The organism is Micromonospora sp. NPDC002575 (assembly GCF_042889525.1).
Lineage (GTDB): Bacteria > Actinomycetota > Actinomycetes > Mycobacteriales > Micromonosporaceae > Micromonospora > Micromonospora carbonacea.
Genome location: NZ_JBIARA010000016.1, coordinates 84606 through 100163 on the forward strand (window position 1 = coordinate 84606; position 15558 = coordinate 100163).

Below are 15558 nucleotides of genomic sequence, written 5' to 3' on the forward strand. Positions count from 1 at the left end.
CAACGTTCGGCCCCGGGCGCCTTCCGACGATTACCGTCAGCCATTCGGTTGGCGGGACCGGGGCCGTGCGGCTTTTCCTCGACAGCGGCGAAAAAGTGTCCGAAGGCTGACACTGACAATTCCCGGTGCCCGACTACAGTCGGGCCACGCCGACGCCGAGGCGCGGCAATTCCCCTCGTCACCTCCCGATTCCCGCGCCCGCTCCTGATCGCCGATGGTCCGACGCTGGCCGGACGGCGGCTGGCCGACCGTACCCCTGACCGGAGGAAACCCGTGCCGACACACCGCACAGACCCCGCGGTGCGGACCCGCGAGCGCGCCGAGCGCCTGCTCGCCGCGGTCACCGCGGCCCTGCCGGGCGGCCCGCACGCCGACGCCGCCCGGGAGGCCGCGGCGCAGGTCGTGCGCGTCGCGCAGACGCCGATCTCCGTCGCCCTGCTGGCCGAGGGCGACGACGACCACGTCGTCAGCCACCACCTGTGGCAGCCGCTGCTGGGCGAGGGCGCACCGGCGCTCACCCCGCAGCGGTCCACCCTCGGGCACGTCACGGCGGTGCTCCTGCGCGCCGTCGCGCAGGAGCGGGCGGCGGTCCGTGCCGTCTCGGTGTCCTTCCTGGACCGCGCCGCGATCGCGCGCTGCCGGTCCCGGCTGCTCGACCGGCTCGGCGGCGGGCCCGCCCCGGACGCCGACTGGCCGCAGGCGCTGGCGCAGGCCCGGCGGCTCTGGCCCGCCGCCGACGCGCGGTGCCGCGCCGGCCTGACCGAACTCGTCGCGCTGCACCGGGCCGAGGTCTTCGCCGAGCACCTGCTCGGCGTCGAGGCGGCCCCGGCGCGGCTCGACGCCGTCCACCAGGCGACGATGCCGTTCCACGTCGGCGGGGCCGCCGGCGGCGTACCGCCGTTCCCCGACCCCACCGCGCCCGGCCCGTACGCGCCCGGCACCGAACTCACCCAGAGCGTCCTGCACCGGGTGTTCCCGGTCGTGCGCCGGGTCACCGTCGAGGTGGAGGTGCCGCACGCCCGCTGGCCGCTGGCCGACGAGCCCCTGGAACTGGTCGACCTGCCGGTGCTCGCGCCCCGCCTGCGCACCGGCCGTGCCGACCTGCTGATCGAGGAGGAACTCGGCGCGGCCAGCGCGGCCGTGCTCCTGCCGGGGCCGCGGCGCGACGCCGAGCGGGTTGCGCAGGCGTACCCCCACCTGACCGTCCTGACCGGGCCGGGCAGCGCGGCGCTGCGCGCCGGACCCCCCGCCCCCGCCGACGACCTGCGCGCCGCCGTCCTCGGCGCGGGCCGCGACGCCGGCCGGGCGGCGCGCGCCACCCGGGCCCACGCGGCCCACCTGGACCTGCGCCGGGTGCTGCGCGCCACCGTGGCGGCGCTCGACGAGGAGCTTCCCGCCGCCCCGCCGCCACCCCCGGCCGCGCAGGAGCGGCTGCGCGACCTGGTGGGCCGCATCGGCGCGGAGCTGACCGCGCTGATCGACGACGTGGGACGCGGCGTCGCCGGCCCCGACGCCCGGCTGGACGGCGGAATGACCCCGCAGGACGCCGTCACCCAGCGGGTGGTCGCCCGGGTCCACTCCTGGCCGCAGTGGGCGGTCCTGTTCGCGGCCGTCGCCGAGCAGCACGTGCAGCCCGGCGACGGGTTCGACCGGGAGGAACCGCCCGTGCGCCCCGACGTGTTCGAGGCGGCGTTCCGCGCCACCCTCCGGGAACTGCCGTCGGTGGTCGGCGAGGTCGTCGACGCGACGGTCGCCGCCTGGCGGCAGCGCCGCTCCCCGCGGCTCGGCCCGTTGAAGGCCGCGCTGCTCGACGACGTCGAGCCGGCGCGCGAGCGGCCGGACCGGGACGACGCCGACCCGGCGCTGACCACGCTGCGGCGCGCCGTGCAGCTCGACTGGCTGACCCGCGCCGGCCCGGCCGACGGGCCGCCGCCCGCCGACGCCGACGCCGCGCGCCAGGCGTTCCCCCTCGCGCCGGACCGGCCCCTGCCCTGGCACGACCCGCACGGGTCCGGCCGGCACCAGGTGACCGTGATGCGGGTGCGCCGGGAACTGGTCGAGGCCGTCCGCCGGCTGGCCGTCGAGGGCCTCGCCGTGGAACAGGTCCGCCGGGTCGACGCCATCCGCCACGCGCTGCGGGAGCTGCGCGCCGCCCTGCCCCGCACCGACGCGCAGATCCGTGAGCTGGCCGGCGTCGACCCCGGCGTCGAGCCGGACCCCCCGCAGGTCCTCGCCAGGCGGGTGGAGGCCCTGCTCGACGAGGACGACCGGTCGTCCCGCGCCGAGGAGCACGACCGGACGTCCCGCACCGACGAGGAGGGCAGATGAGCACCGAGGACCCCCGTCCGCCCGGCGTCGGACGACGGATCCGGCCGGGCGTGCGCCGCTTCCCCGACCGGCACGGCGGGCTGGCCGCCGTCGACTTCGGCACCACCAACTCCACGGTCACCCTCTACGACCCCTACCGGCCGCCCCCGCTGCTGCCGATGCCGGCCGACCAGCGGGCCGTCCTGTGCCGGGAGACCGTGGCCCTGCTGCGCGCCGAGCCCGCCGACGACGAACTGGCCACGCCCCGGGCCCAGGCGTGCCGCGCCGAGTGGTCGGCCCTGCGCGACCGGATCGCCGTCGACCTGACCGGCGTCGACGTCGCGGGCCTCGTCGAGGCCGTCGAGAGCGACGAGGCCGCCGGGGGTGCCCTCCTGCACCGGGTGCTGCTGGCGCTCGACCTGGCCCAGCCCGGCGGCACCGCGCCCTTCTCGGCCTGGCTCGCCGGCCGGCTGCACCACTGCTACGACACCGCGTTCGCCACCCCGGCCCTGGAGCACCACTGCCTGTTCCCGGTGCGGCTGGACAGCGCGATCGAGGCCGAGGAGGTCCCGAGCCGACTCGACGTCACCGCCGTCGACCCCGAGCTGCGGGTGCGCCTCGGCCCGCCGCTGGGCGACGGCACCCCGTTGGCCTCCGTACGGGGCCTCAAGCACCACCTGGACGACCCCGGCTTCCGCGTCGGGCTGCGCGACGACGACCGTACCGTCGACGTGGAGGCGCTGCTCGGCGGGGCCTTCGGCTTCCTGCTCGACCGCACCGACGAGTTCACCCGCGCCCACCCGGACCGGTTGGAGAGCGGCCACGTCGACCAGGTCGTGGCCACCTACCCGACGATGGCCCCGCCGTCGGCCCGGCAACGCCTGGCGCGGGTCCTCACCGACGTGCTCGGCGTCGGGGAGGCCGACCTGCGCTACGACGAGGCCATCTCGGCCGCGCTCTTCTTTCTCATGCGCGACCTCGGCGCCAACTACGCCATCGGCATCGAGGCCCTGCGGGCCCGGTTCCGCCCGGTCCCCGGCCGGCCGCGGCACTGGATCGAGAACTCCCTCGTCGTCGACATCGGCGGCGGCACCACCGACATCGCGCTCGTCACCGTCCACCTGCGCGACGAGACGCCGCCGCTGCCGGAGGCCGAGCCGGGCGTCACGGGCCGCTACTACCGGCTGCGGCCCCAACTGCGCGGCACCAGCGGCCGGGCCCGGCGGGGCGGGGACTTCCTCACCCTCCAGGTCTTCCACCTGCTCAAGGCGATCATCGCCGACCACCTGCTCACCACCGGGCACACCGGCGTCGACCAGCTCGGCGAGGCCGGGGCGTGGCGCGAGTGGCAGGACACCGTCACCGCCGGCCTCGACGCGTCCTGCCGGGAGGACGGCCGGTACGTGCCGGGCCGGCTCGTCCGCCAGGCGCTGGGCGCCCTGCGCCGGGACACCGCCGTCCCCGAGGGGCCCGCCGGCCGACGGTTCCGGGACAACGTGGAACGGGTGCTCGGCACCCGCACCGTCGGCGTCGCCGGCAGCCCGCAGGGCCGGGAGCGGACCTTCGGCGACCTGTGGGACCTCGCCGAACGCGCGAAGATCGGCGTCGCGCCCGACCGCCCGTTCCGGCTGCCCGCCGACGTGGTGCAGGACATCGTCAGCCGGGCCGACGGCGTGCCGGCGAAGCTGCCCCCCGGCATCGGCGGCGGGCCCCTCGAACTGTCCTACGCGCACTTCGTCGAGGTGACCGAGCCGATGCTGGTGGAGGTCAGCAGGCTCGCCGCGGGTCTCGCCCGCGCCCGTCTGGACGACGCGGACCGGCTCGACCGGGTCATCCTCACCGGCAAGGCGAGTCAGCTCGCCCTCGCCGCCCACGTCGTCGGCCGGGAACTGGCCGCCGGCAACCGGCGCGGCGAGCCGCCGGTGCGGGTCGCGGTGGAGCGGACGTACGCGAAGAACGCGGCGTCGATGGGCGCGGCCTGGGCGGCGTCGCTGGCGTCCCTGGGCGCCCCGGTCGCCGACGAGGACCTGCTGCGCCAGGGCGCCACGGAGGTCGCCGTCGAGGTCGACAACATGCTCCAGGCGCTGCCCTGCGCGCTGAGCATGGCCGGCCGCGCCGACCAGGGGCGGGTGCTCCTGCCCGCCGGGACCCCGCTGCGCGAGCAGGCCGACGGCAGCCTGCGGGCCTTCGCCACGATCGGCCCCCTCGGCGACCGGTGCATCATCCGCCGGGAGGTCGACGGCGGGCAGCCCGTGCCGTGGGGGGTGTTCCGCTGGAGCGAGCTCGACTCCCGGCTCGCGGAGTCGGGCGCGTCCCGGCGGCTCGATCGGCGGCTCTGGCCGCGCCAGATCCGGGCCGGGATCGAGGTCGACGCGGCCGGCAACCTCGACCTGCTGCTGTGGCGCGGGGAACGGCCGTACCTGCGCGTCGACCGCGCGGAGCCGGCCCCGCGCCTGCCCGCGGAGCTGCTGGGCGACGCCGCCGACGCCACGGCGCACGCCGACCGCCTCCACGTGGCCGGCGCGCGGGAGACGCCGCCGCGCCCCGCGCTGCATGGCCCCGGCACGGCCCCGGCCACCCGGGAGACGTTCGTCGACGAGCACGGCGAGCCCCGCCCCGGGGTGCTCGGCGCGGGCGCGCTGCCGCCGCCGGGCGACGACGGCCGGTGGGGCCTGCTCTACCGCACCGACGACGGCCGGGACCACCTCGTCGGGACGCTGTCGGCGGTGCCCGGGGCGCGGGGCCCGCACCTGGTGAGCCTGGACGCCGACGGCGTCGTCCGGGTGCACGCCGGCGATCCGCCCCGGTGGGACACGGACGACCCGCTCGACGTGGAGACCCACCCCGGCGTGGTGTTCCGGGTGCGCCTCGGCGCGCCGCAGCTGGACGCCGACGACCACGACAACCCGTTCGACGGGACCCACTGATGGACGGACGAGACCCAGTGACCGACAGCGGAACCGACCTCACCGACGTGCCCTTCGAGGAGCTGCTGGCCACCGTGCTGCGCGCCGACGGCCGCTACGCCGAGCTGTTTCGGGAACACGTGACCCGGCTCGGTGGGGTCATGCAGCAGGGGCTCCTGCGGGCCGCGATGGACCGGGCCCGCGGCGGGGCCCCCGGCGAGGAGGACCAGATGTGGCAGTGCGCCGCCGAGCTGTACCGCCGGCTGGTGTCCCGCCTGGACCGCCGACCGGCCCCGGTGGAGGCGGCGGCGGAGGCGGCGGCGCAGCAGGCCGAGAGGGCCGCGGCCGTTCCGGCGGCCGACCGGGCCGTCCCGCCCGGTGACGACGAGGCCGTGGCCGGGCCGCCGGCCGCCGAAGGGCCGGCCGGGCTGCACCGGCCGGACGTGGACGGCTGGGCCGTGCCGGGCTCCCGGCCCGTCAGGGAGACCGGCGAACAGGTACGCCGGGCCATCGAGCAGGTCTTCGTGGAGTTCGCCGACGAGGCGGAGGTGCGCCGCTGGACCGGCGGCCGGCCCGTCCCCTCGGGCGTCGAACTCGTCGACCGGTGGCGGGCGTTCCACCTGAGCCTGCTGCGGCTGCCCCCGGCGCTGGAGGCGATCTGGGCGGCCCGGATGCGCACCGTCGCCCCGGCGCACTGGCTGGAACCGGCCGACGTGTGGCACCGGGTCCCCGCGCCGGCCACGGTCGCGGCCCGGGTCCTCGTGCCGGCGTGCGGACGCTACCCCGGCGTCCTCGCCGACCCGCGGGCGTCGAAGGCCGGCGGCGTCGCCGCGCCGCTGTCCGGCAACGAGCCGGGCTACGACCTCGTCGCCGGGCTCGCCCACCAGATGAGCTGGCTGGCCGTCGCCGACGAGGCCGCCCACAGCGCCCGGACCTGGCAGCTCACGCCGCTGCGGGACCCGCACGAGGGCGTCGGCTACACCGACCTGCTCGCCGAGCGGCTGGCGAAGTTCAGCCAGGCGGTCGCCTGGGGCGAGACGGAGCGCTGCGTCCTGCGCGCCGCCCAGCTCGCCGAGGGGCTGCGCGTGGTCGTGCACCGTCCGCTCGTCGCGCCGGACAGCTGGTGGCACCGCCTGCGCGACGAGACCGTCCGGTTCGTGCGGGACGTCGGCGCCGTCCACGCGCCCCACGTGGTGGTCACGGAGATCGCCGGCCGGTACGCCGAGGCGAAGAAGAACGGGCTGACCGACGGCCGCGAGGACGTGCGGCTCACCGGCCAGCCCGAGCCGGACGGGCTGGTCCTCGACTGCCTGCGGCCCCACCTGCGCGGGACCGACCTCGGCGACAAGCCCGGGCGGGTCGTGTACAGCGCCACGTACTAGAAGGAGAAGCCCCATGCCGAGACGTGCCGTCCGGTCCGCGCTCGCGGCCTGCCTGCTGGCGCTGCTCACGGTCGTCGGCGCGCCCGCCCGCGCCGGCTCGGCCCCCGACCAGGCCACCCTGCCGGAGGTCCTGCGCGGCCTGCGCGTCGACACCCTGCCCGCCGACTACGTCGTCCTGCTCGACGTCTCGGCGTCCATGCAGGACGGCCGGCGCGACCTGTACGCCGACGCGCGGGCGGCGCTGCGCCCGCTGCTCGACGGCCTGGCCCCGGTGGACCGGCTGCACCTGATCGCGTTCGCCGAGCGCCCCGATCCCGTCTTCAGCGGCGACATCGGCGCGAACGGCGCCGGCGTCCTGGGCCGCCTGCCCGGCCGCGCCGAAGGGCGGGCGACCGACATCGGCGCGGCGATCGAGGCCGCGTTGCAGATCGTGGAGCAGCCCGGCGAGACCGCCCCGGCGACCGTCATCATGCTCACCGACGGCGTGCAGGACCCGCCGGCGGGGTCGAGGTACGCGCGGCCGGGCGGCGACGCCTTCGCCGACCTGCGCAAGCGGGCCCGGGCGGTGGAGCAGCGTCGCTCGGTGCGCGCCCTCGGCGTCCCGCTGACCGGCCGGACCGACGTGCGCCTGCTCGACGAGGTCTTCGACGACACGGTGCTCATGGACCTGCCCCCGGAGCAGGTGGGCGACTACCTCGGCCGGGTGCGGGACCGGATCGCGGTGGAGAAGGCGGCGGCGTACGTGTCGCGGGACCGGCTCGCCGCGACGCTCACCCTGGAACCGCCGTCGGTCGTGGTCGGCGACGCCCCGCTCGACGTGGTGGCCCGCATCCGCAGCGCCGCCACCCGGGTCCCCCTGACCGTCCGCGACCTGGCCGTCGAGGTCGACGGCCTGCGCGTCACGGGGACGGTCGACCCGGCGCAGGTCGTCCTCGACCCGGCCGCGCCGGAGCAGCGGGTCACCCTCCGGCTCCGGCCGCAGGCGCTGCCCGGCACCTGGATCGGCGGCGAACGCACCACCGACGGCGAGGTCCGGCTGGTGGGCACCCTCGACTCGCCGTGGCGGGACGTCATCGACCGCGACCTGGGCCTGGACTTCGCCCCGCAGCCGGTGACCGCGCGGGCGGCCGGGGCCAGGACGGCGAGCGGCATCCCCGTCTGGCTGGTGGTCGTGGCCGGGCTCGCGCTGGTGGCGCTGGCCGCGCTGGTGGTGACGCTGCGTCGACGGCGGTGGAAGTCGATGGGCGGCGGGCACCTGCTGGTGGCCGAGCCGGGCGCGGCGACGCCGTACCGGCAGCTGCTCAGCGGCCGGATGGTGCGCTTCCCGGCGGCCCACGGCCGGGGCGGCGTGCAGGGCACGGGCACGGTCCGGGCGCTGCGGCGACGCCGGACGGTGGGCAGCGGCACCGAGCTGGTGCTGCACATCGACTACCGCCGTGCCGGCCGCCGCCACCGCGTGGTGTGCCGGCCCCGGCAGCCGGTGTCGGCGGCGGACGGCACGACCTTCACCTACCAACCCTGACCACAGCCTCACGGCGGACATGGAGGTTACCGTGCTCCCAGCACTGGTGATCGGGCTCGGCGGCACCGGTAGCATCGCCGCCGCCCACCTGAAGCACCGGCTCGCGATCGAGCAGCGCTGGCAGGACCTGCGCCGCGATCCCGGCGCGCCGGAGCGGCCACAGAGCCGCCCCTACGACTGGCCCGTCCTGCTGCGCGCCCTCGACGTGGACCGGCGCACGCGCCCCCAGGTCGACGGCGTGAGCCTCGACGTCGACACCGAGGACCTGTACCTGGACGGCTCGGTCCGCTCGATGATCGACAAAGTGCGGCAGGGGCGGGACGTCGCGCAGGAGTTCTATCCCACCGTCGTGCCGTGGTTCGGCCCGCAGGACGCCCGGGAGATCCGCGACGACGAGGCCCTGTCCTTCCTGGTGGAGGGCGCGGGGCAGATCCGTTCGTTCGGCCGGCTGGCGTTCTTCTCCGACGTGCTGGGCGCGACGCCGGTGACGAAGCGGCTGGAGGACGCGCTCGACCAGCTCACCCTCGTCGACGCGGACACCATGCCGAACATCTACGTGGTCAGCTCGACGGCGGGCGGCACCGGCGCCGGCATCCTGCTCGACGTGCTGGCATACCTGCAGAAGCTGCGCCAGGAGCACGGCGGCGGGTTCACCGTGACGCTGTTCTGCGTGCTCTCCGGCGCGTTCCGGCGTCGGCTCGACGGGCCGCAGCGCACCCGCAGCGAGGCCAACGGGTACGCGCTGCTGCGCGAACTGGACCGCCTGATGAACAGCGACCGCGCCCACCCGGCGGAGTTCCGCTGGTCGGCGCGGAACCGGCACGAGATGACCGCCGCTCCGGCGCAGTACACGTACTTCATCGACGGCCGCCGGTCGCGCTCGTCGGGCCGGCACCTGCCGGCGTACGACACGGAGGCGGTCTGCCCCGTCGCGGTCGCCGACGCCGTCTACGCGCACCTGCTGCCGACGGTCGGCCCCGCGTTCAGCAGCTACCGGGTCAACGCCAAGAAGTACACGCGCGGCGCGACGGACCTCTACTCCACGTTCGGCGTCTACCTCGTCGAGTACGCCTGGGAGCCGGTGATCCGCGGCCTGGTCGACCGGGCCGCCGCCGACGTGCTGGCCGCGCTGCCCACCACCGTCGGCGACCTGGGCCCGGAGGTGGACCAGCTCCTCGCCGGGGCCACCGACGAGCGGGACGCCGAGGGCGCGCAGCCGCCGCCGGTGCTCCAGGAACTCGACAGCGACCCGGCGCGGGAGGGGCTGCTGGCGCCCTCGTCGGCCTGGTTGACCGCGCCCGGCGGCGGCCCCCGCCTGCCGGACCTGCCCAACCTTCGCCTGCCCTTCGAGGACATCCGGCAGATGCGGACCGAGCACCGGGGGCAGGTCGTCGTCGACGCCACCCAGGAGGCGGTGCGGGTGTTCTGGGGCGAGCAGAACGTGCCGCTGACCCTCAAGACGCAGCAGCAGTGGCACCCCGTGGCCGACCACCACGCCCGGGAGACCGACCGGCAGTGGGGGATCGCCCTGCGCGGCGCGGTGGCCCGGATCATGTCCCGGCGCGACGGCGGACCGCGCGGCGGACTGGCCTTCCTGGACCGGGTGCAGCAGCGGCTCGACCTGTTCCGCAGCCGGGTCGAGCAGGCCCCCCGCGCCGATCCCGGCATCGCCAAGGCCGCGCGGGACCAGGCGGAGGAGCGGGTCCGCGAGGACCGGGGCGTGTTCCGCGGCCGGCACCAGCTCGACTACCTGGCGGCCGAGCAGGCGCTGCTGACCGCCCACTACCAGCACGACTGCCATCTGCGGACGCTGCTGATGCTGGAGCGGATGACGCAGACGGTCGCGGTCGTCCGCAAGGAGGCGCAGGGCTGGCGCGACGCGGTGGACGACGCGACGCGCGTCGTGCGCCTGGCCATGGAGGACGTCCGCAACGAGCGGCGGCAGGCGGAGCGCTTCCCGCTGCGTCGCGTCGTGCCCGCCGTCGACGACCACCGCACCGAGGACTGGCTGTACGACCGGTCGGTGGGTGTCGCCGACCGCGACGGCCGGCGACCCCGGCTGGCCGACGTGGCCTCTGCGCTGGCCTGGCGGGTGTCCCTCGCCGAGGGCGCGGCGACGCTGGCCCTGGCGTCGGCGTCGCCGCCCGGCGGTCCGGCCCCGGCGTCCGGCCCGGCGGCCTCCGGCGGGCCGGCGGCGGTGGTGCGGGCCCTGCGCGACCGGGCCCGTCCGCTGATCGCGCCGCTGCGCCAGATCTCGGTGTTCGAGCTGCTGGAACGGTCCCGGGTGCCGGCCGACGAGCTGGGCCGGGAACTGCTCGACGGCAGCGACTGGCTGGTCAACTACGACGACGAGGAGCACCGCCGGCTGGTCAACCTGGCCCGGGACGACGACGGCGAGCCACAACAGCAGGTGTACGCGTTCGCGGCGCTTCCGCCCTCCGGCGCGCCGGGCGAGGCGCTCAGCCGCGAGCTGTGGGCGTTCCTGCGCCAGCAGCGGGTCGACCTGAACGACATCGTCCCCTCCACCGAGGCCGAGGAGCGGCCGGTCACCGACAAGGTGGTGCTGTTCGCCTCCCGGCACTCGCTGCGGCTGGCGGCCTTCGACGGCTTCACCGATCTGCGCCGCTCCTACGAGCAGCGGCGGGCCAGCCCGCCGTCGCCGCACGTGCTCGCCGAGGAGAAGAACGCGGCGGTGCTGGAGGCGTACTCGGAGAAGCTGGTCGGCGACGGCGTCCTGGCCCGGCCGCTGGGCCGGCTCGGTGGGGAGCTGCTGCTGTTGTGCCGCGACGCCGACCTGTTGCGGGCCGCGGCCGTGGCGCTGGCCAACGAGCGGCTGTCGCCGATCCTGGCCCCGGACGGCGGCGACCACGTCCTGGGCTGGACGACCCGGTCGCAGCGCGGCCTGCCCCACCAGCAGGTCGGCGACGAGGCGCGGCTGGGGCTGATCCTGCGGGACCTGGCGACGCTGCCCACGCGCCTGGCCGAGATCCGCCGGGAGGCCGTCCTCGCCGCCGCCGCCGAGGCCCGCCGTGACCTGGACTGGGAGTACGGGACCCGGCGCTTCTACGGCCTGCCGTCGGCGCACCGGATCGAGCCGGAGCTGTGGCACCTGCTCACCGTCGCGGCCCACCTGGCGGTCGACGACCGGCCCTGACGGTCGGGTCCGGTGGCGCACCCGCCGGGGCGGTCGTCGTGTCGGCGACGGCGACCGCCCGGGCGGCTCTCCCGGGGGCGGGGCAGGAGGCCGGGGAAAGCGCTTTACAGCTCCTCCGCGCCGTGCCACGATATGGCCCCGTAATATAGGCAGTTCTCGATGGCTGGCCCACCGGCGGGCCAGGACCCCTGGGAGAGTCAGCGTGAGTGTTCTGTCGAGACGGCGGCGAGCCCTGTCGATGGCCGCCGCCCTCACCACCGCCGCCACGGTCGTCGCGGGCCTCGCGATCACCGGTTCCGCGCAGGCCGCGGCCGGCTGCCAGGTCACCTACGCGGTGGCCAGCCAGTGGGACGGCGGTTTCAGCGCCACCATCAGGATCAAGAACCTCGGGGACGCCGTCAACGGATGGCGTCTGGGCTGGACGTTCACCGCAGGTCAGGCCGTGACCCAGTCCTGGGGCTTCACCGCGAGCCCGGCCAGCGGCAACGTGGTCGCGACGAACGCGGACTACACCGCGTCGATCCCGGCCGACGGCGCGGTGGACGTCGGCTTCAACGGGTCCTGGAACAACTCCAGCAACCCCGCGCCGACCGTCTTCACCCTCAACGGCACCACCTGCACCGGCACGACCGCGCCGACGACCCCGCCGCCGACGACCCCGCCCACGACCACCCCGCCCCCGACCACCCCGCCCCCGACGACCCCGCCGCCGGCCGGAACGCCGACCGTGGCGGCTGACGGGACCGGCACGTACCGCACCGTCCAGGCCGCGATCAACGCGGTGCCGACGAACAACAGCTCGCGGGTCACCATCACCATCAAGCCGGGCACCTACCGTGAGGTGGTCACGGTGCCGGCCAACAAGCCCCACATCACCCTGCGGGGCCTGGGCTCGTCGCCGTCGAACACCGTGCTCGTCTACAACAACTACGCCGCCACCCACGGCACCTTCAACAGCGCCAGCATGTTCGTCTACGGGGCCAACTTCGTCGCGGAGAACCTGACGATCTCCAACGACTACGTCGAGAACTGGAACAACAGCGACCAGCAGGCCGTCGCCCTGCACCTCAACGCCGACCGGGCGGTGCTGCGCAACGTGCGGTTGCTCGGCGACCAGGACACCTTCCTGGTCAACGACAACGCCCGCGCCTACGTGGTCGACTCCTACGTGGAGGGCACCGTCGACTTCATCTTCGGGGGCGGCACCGTCGTGCTCGACCGGGCCTCGATCTACGAGAAGCGGTCCACCGGCGGGCCGATCACGGCCGCCCGCACGCCCGCCAACAAGACGTACGGGATGCTGATCTACCGCTCGACCATCACCGGCGCGACCAACAACACCACGACCCTCGGCCGGCCGTGGGGGCCGACCGCCCAGGTGCTGTACCGGGAGTCGTCGCTCGGCGCGACCGTCAAGACCGCGCAGCCCTGGACCGACATGTCCGGCAATGCCTGGCAGAACGCCCGGTTCCTGGAATACCGCAACACCGGCGCCGGTGCGGGCGTCAACGGCAACCGTCCGCAGCTCAGCGACTCGCAGGCGGCCAACTACACGCCGCAGAAGTACCTCGCGGGCTCCGACGGCTGGAACCCGATGTGACCCCGGCCGGCAACTGACCGGAGGTGGCCCGCCCGATCCGTCGTGCGGGCCACCTCTGCGCGACCTGACCGTGGCGTCCGCCTCGTCGGGCCGGGGGAGGTGGGGCGCTACTGGCGGGGTCAGTTCGGCAGCGTCGATCCCCGGGTCGAGCCGCGGGCCATCGTCAGGGAGGCCGACGGGCGGGTGCGCGTCGAGGTCCACCAGGTCGTCAGGTCCCTCGACGGCGAGGTGTTGGTCGACCAGATGGTGCAGCACGTCTACACCATTCGGGGCGGGCTGGTGGAACGTATGGACGTCCGCGACTCCTCCTGACGGGGTTGGGCCGGGTCACCCCATTGCTCCCGACAAGGTGATCTTGGTCACAGACCCGATCCGGGTGGCCCGGTCGTCCGTACGGCATGACCGCCCGCGGCGGATTCCCCTTCCCCCGCAGCCCGCGTCCCGCTGTCGGGACCCTCCGGCACCCGGGCCGACCTCCGCCACTTGCTACACGGAAAGTAGTTATCCGTCACGCCGAGTGCTTGGCTGGAGCCGGTCGCGGATCGTCGACAGGCCCCCGGTTTGTGCCGCTCACTACCCTGATCGATGATCCAGTGCCTGGCACCCGTCGACAGTGATAAGGGCTTCAGATGAGCAACAATCACCCTCCGTACGGAGGGCAGCCGGATCCGAACGTCACGCCGTGGAGCGGGCCGCCCGCCCCCGCCCAGCCCGCCGGGTATCCCGCGTACGGCCAGCCGGGCTACGGCCAGCCCGCCTACGGCCAGCCGGGGCCGCCACAGTTCGGCGCCCCCATGCCGCCGCCGCAGAAGTCGAACCGGGGCCTGATCATCGGCCTGGCCGCCGGAGCCGTGGTCGTCGTCCTCGCGATCTGCGGCGCCGGCATCGGGCTCGCCCTGGTCGGCGACGACGACGATCCCACCCCGGTCGCGTCCGGCCCCGCGACGGCGGGCCCGAGCAACGGCAACCCCCAGCCCGGCACGGACACTTCGGCCACCCCCGAGCCAACCGAGTCCCAGGGGCAGCCGAACAACAACAACGCGGTGACGGCGCGCTACTCCAGCGACCTGTCCGGGGTCTGCGACGGCAGCCCGATCCTCAACGCGGCGACCTACAGCGGCCCGTCCGGGGCCAAGGCCTACACCTTCGCGAACTCCATCGAGCGGCCCACGTTCTGGTCGACGAAGTCGGTCAGCTCGGCGAAGCCGTACTACGCGAAGTCGGCCGACTTCACGTCGGTGTCGGTGGTGGCCTGCCTGAAGGTCGACGAGGGCAGCGAGGGCGAGCCCAAGAAGTGCGACTACAAGGACAACTCCGGCAAGCAGGTCACGATCTCCTACATCTCGTCGCGCTACACGATGACCTTCTACGCGGCGAAGACCGCGGAGAAGATCGGCGACGGCGGCACCGTGAACGCCCCGGCCAACCGGTGCCCGAGCTTCATCTCGTACAACAAGGTCACCATGAAGTCGTACGCCTCGCCGGACAGCGGCACCATCGAGGCGGCCCTGGACAAGTTCCTGTCCTGAAGCTGGCTCACCGCAACGCGGGGAGGGACGGCACGCCGTCCCTCCCCGCCGTTCGTGGAAGGTGGCAGCGGATGCCGTGGGACGCATACGGAGCTGAGTCGCGTACGACATCACCCGGCCGCCGCAGCCCCCGGCCGTCGTTCCCCGGTGATCAAGAAGTTTGCGTCATCGTCGAGATCAATCCTGACCCTTTCCTCTTGATCGCCGGGGGACGCGGGGTTGACTGCGTCGAGGGCTTTGGCTGCTGCGACAGCGTTGGTGGGATGGTGCTTGGCCATCCTGCCGTGGATCTCGCCGATGGGGTTGTCTGCCTCCGTTCGTGGCGTGACGGCGACCTAACTTGCCTCTGGGCTGCTGTCCAGGATCCACGGATTCCTGAGGCCACCACGGTTCCGCGAGTGTTCTCGGTGGATGCGGGACGGGCGTTCGTCCGCCGACAGTGGAGCCGGGTCGACGGCGGACAGGGGATCTCGCTCGCGGTCGCCGATGCGGTGAGCGGTGAGGTCGTCGGTTCGGTTGTGCTCATGCTGCGACCGCAGCTGGCTTCATCACCCTGATGCCTTCCCGTGTGACGTACGGCTCGCGGCGGGATACGGCTTCGCCTCGCTCGTTCTGTTCGTAGCCGTCGAGCCAAACCCAGCCGTGGTAGGTGTGCAGGTTGTTCCGACCTTGATCAGCCGGAACGCGATCGATTTGATGAATTTGACGCTGGCGGCGCGCGTCAGGTGCAGCACGTCGCCGGCCTGCACGGCGGGGCCTCCTTCTCGCCAGGACTCCAGCGTGTTGCGCGCCTCGCTGATGCGAGGGCACCCGTTGTCCCCGCACGTTGAGCAGACGTTGCGGTGGTGGAAGTCGATCACGTAGCCGCCATGACAATGCGGAAGGGCGGCTCGGGTCGCCGCCGGGGGAGCGCCACAACTCACCTCTGGTCGCGGCGCTTCTGTGCCTGCTCAGGCGACAAGGCTCGTCGGACGGTGGCGGAGCTAGGAGCAAGCTGCTGCCCGAGCTTCTGCGTCGTAAAGATCTGCTGTCCCGGCTTCAGCATGCCCGACCTGATCCCTGTGCACCACTGCTGAGCAATCAGTGATCGGGGTGTCGCTCGGTGTTGCGCCCGGTGTTCCGCCGATGGGCGCGTACCCTGTCTGGGCCGGCAGCGCC

General features: G+C 74.7%; 9 protein-coding genes. 8 read left to right on the forward strand and 1 reads right to left on the reverse strand.

Going from position 1 to position 15558, the window contains the following annotated elements; translation table 11 throughout:
• The first annotated feature begins 300 nt into the window (after positions 1–300).
• The 8 genes from ACFYWL_RS22840 to ACFYWL_RS22875 all read left to right on the forward strand — a co-directional run bounded on the left by ACFYWL_RS22840 (position 301) and on the right by ACFYWL_RS22875 (position 14400).
• Positions 301–2328, forward strand: a complete 2028-nt coding sequence (locus ACFYWL_RS22840) for a hypothetical protein (protein ID WP_386975842.1) — start codon at positions 301–303, stop codon at positions 2326–2328.
• Positions 2325–5234 carry a hypothetical protein gene (locus tag ACFYWL_RS22845; protein ID WP_386975845.1) on the forward strand — a complete coding sequence of 970 codons (2910 nt, stop codon included), beginning with the start codon at positions 2325–2327 and terminating at the stop codon, positions 5232–5234. The genes ACFYWL_RS22840 and ACFYWL_RS22845 overlap by 4 nt, the downstream gene beginning before the upstream one ends.
• 17 nt (positions 5235–5251) lie before the next feature.
• A complete protein-coding gene (locus ACFYWL_RS22850; RefSeq protein WP_386975848.1) occupies positions 5252–6595 on the forward strand; it encodes a hypothetical protein in 1344 nt (447 codons plus the stop codon).
• 13 nt (positions 6596–6608) lie between these two features.
• Positions 6609–8117 carry a vWA domain-containing protein gene (locus tag ACFYWL_RS22855; protein WP_386975851.1) on the forward strand — a complete coding sequence of 503 codons (1509 nt, stop codon included), beginning with the start codon at positions 6609–6611 and terminating at the stop codon, positions 8115–8117.
• A gap of 31 nt (positions 8118–8148) precedes the next feature.
• Positions 8149–11271 (forward strand): tubulin-like doman-containing protein, encoded by a 3123-nt coding sequence (locus tag ACFYWL_RS22860; protein WP_386975854.1) that lies wholly within the window; start codon positions 8149–8151, stop codon positions 11269–11271.
• Positions 11272–11473: 202 nt separating this feature from the next.
• Positions 11474–12871 (forward strand): pectinesterase family protein, encoded by a 1398-nt coding sequence (locus ACFYWL_RS22865; RefSeq protein WP_386975857.1) that lies wholly within the window; start codon positions 11474–11476, stop codon positions 12869–12871.
• Positions 12872–12913: 42 nt separating this feature from the next.
• Positions 12914–13183 carry a hypothetical protein gene (locus ACFYWL_RS22870; protein WP_386975860.1) on the forward strand — a complete coding sequence of 90 codons (270 nt, stop codon included), beginning with the start codon at positions 12914–12916 and terminating at the stop codon, positions 13181–13183.
• Positions 13184–13500: 317 nt separating this feature from the next.
• Positions 13501–14400, forward strand: coding sequence for a hypothetical protein (locus ACFYWL_RS22875; RefSeq protein ID WP_386975863.1), 900 nt, complete (start codon positions 13501–13503; stop codon positions 14398–14400).
• Positions 14401–14948: 548 nt separating this feature from the next.
• On the opposite strand, the gene ACFYWL_RS22880 is transcribed toward ACFYWL_RS22875, so the two are convergent.
• Entirely contained in the window at positions 14949–15260 is a 312-nt protein-coding gene (locus ACFYWL_RS22880; RefSeq protein ID WP_386975866.1) for a hypothetical protein, read from the reverse strand.
• Between the last annotated feature and the right edge of the window lie 298 nt (positions 15261–15558).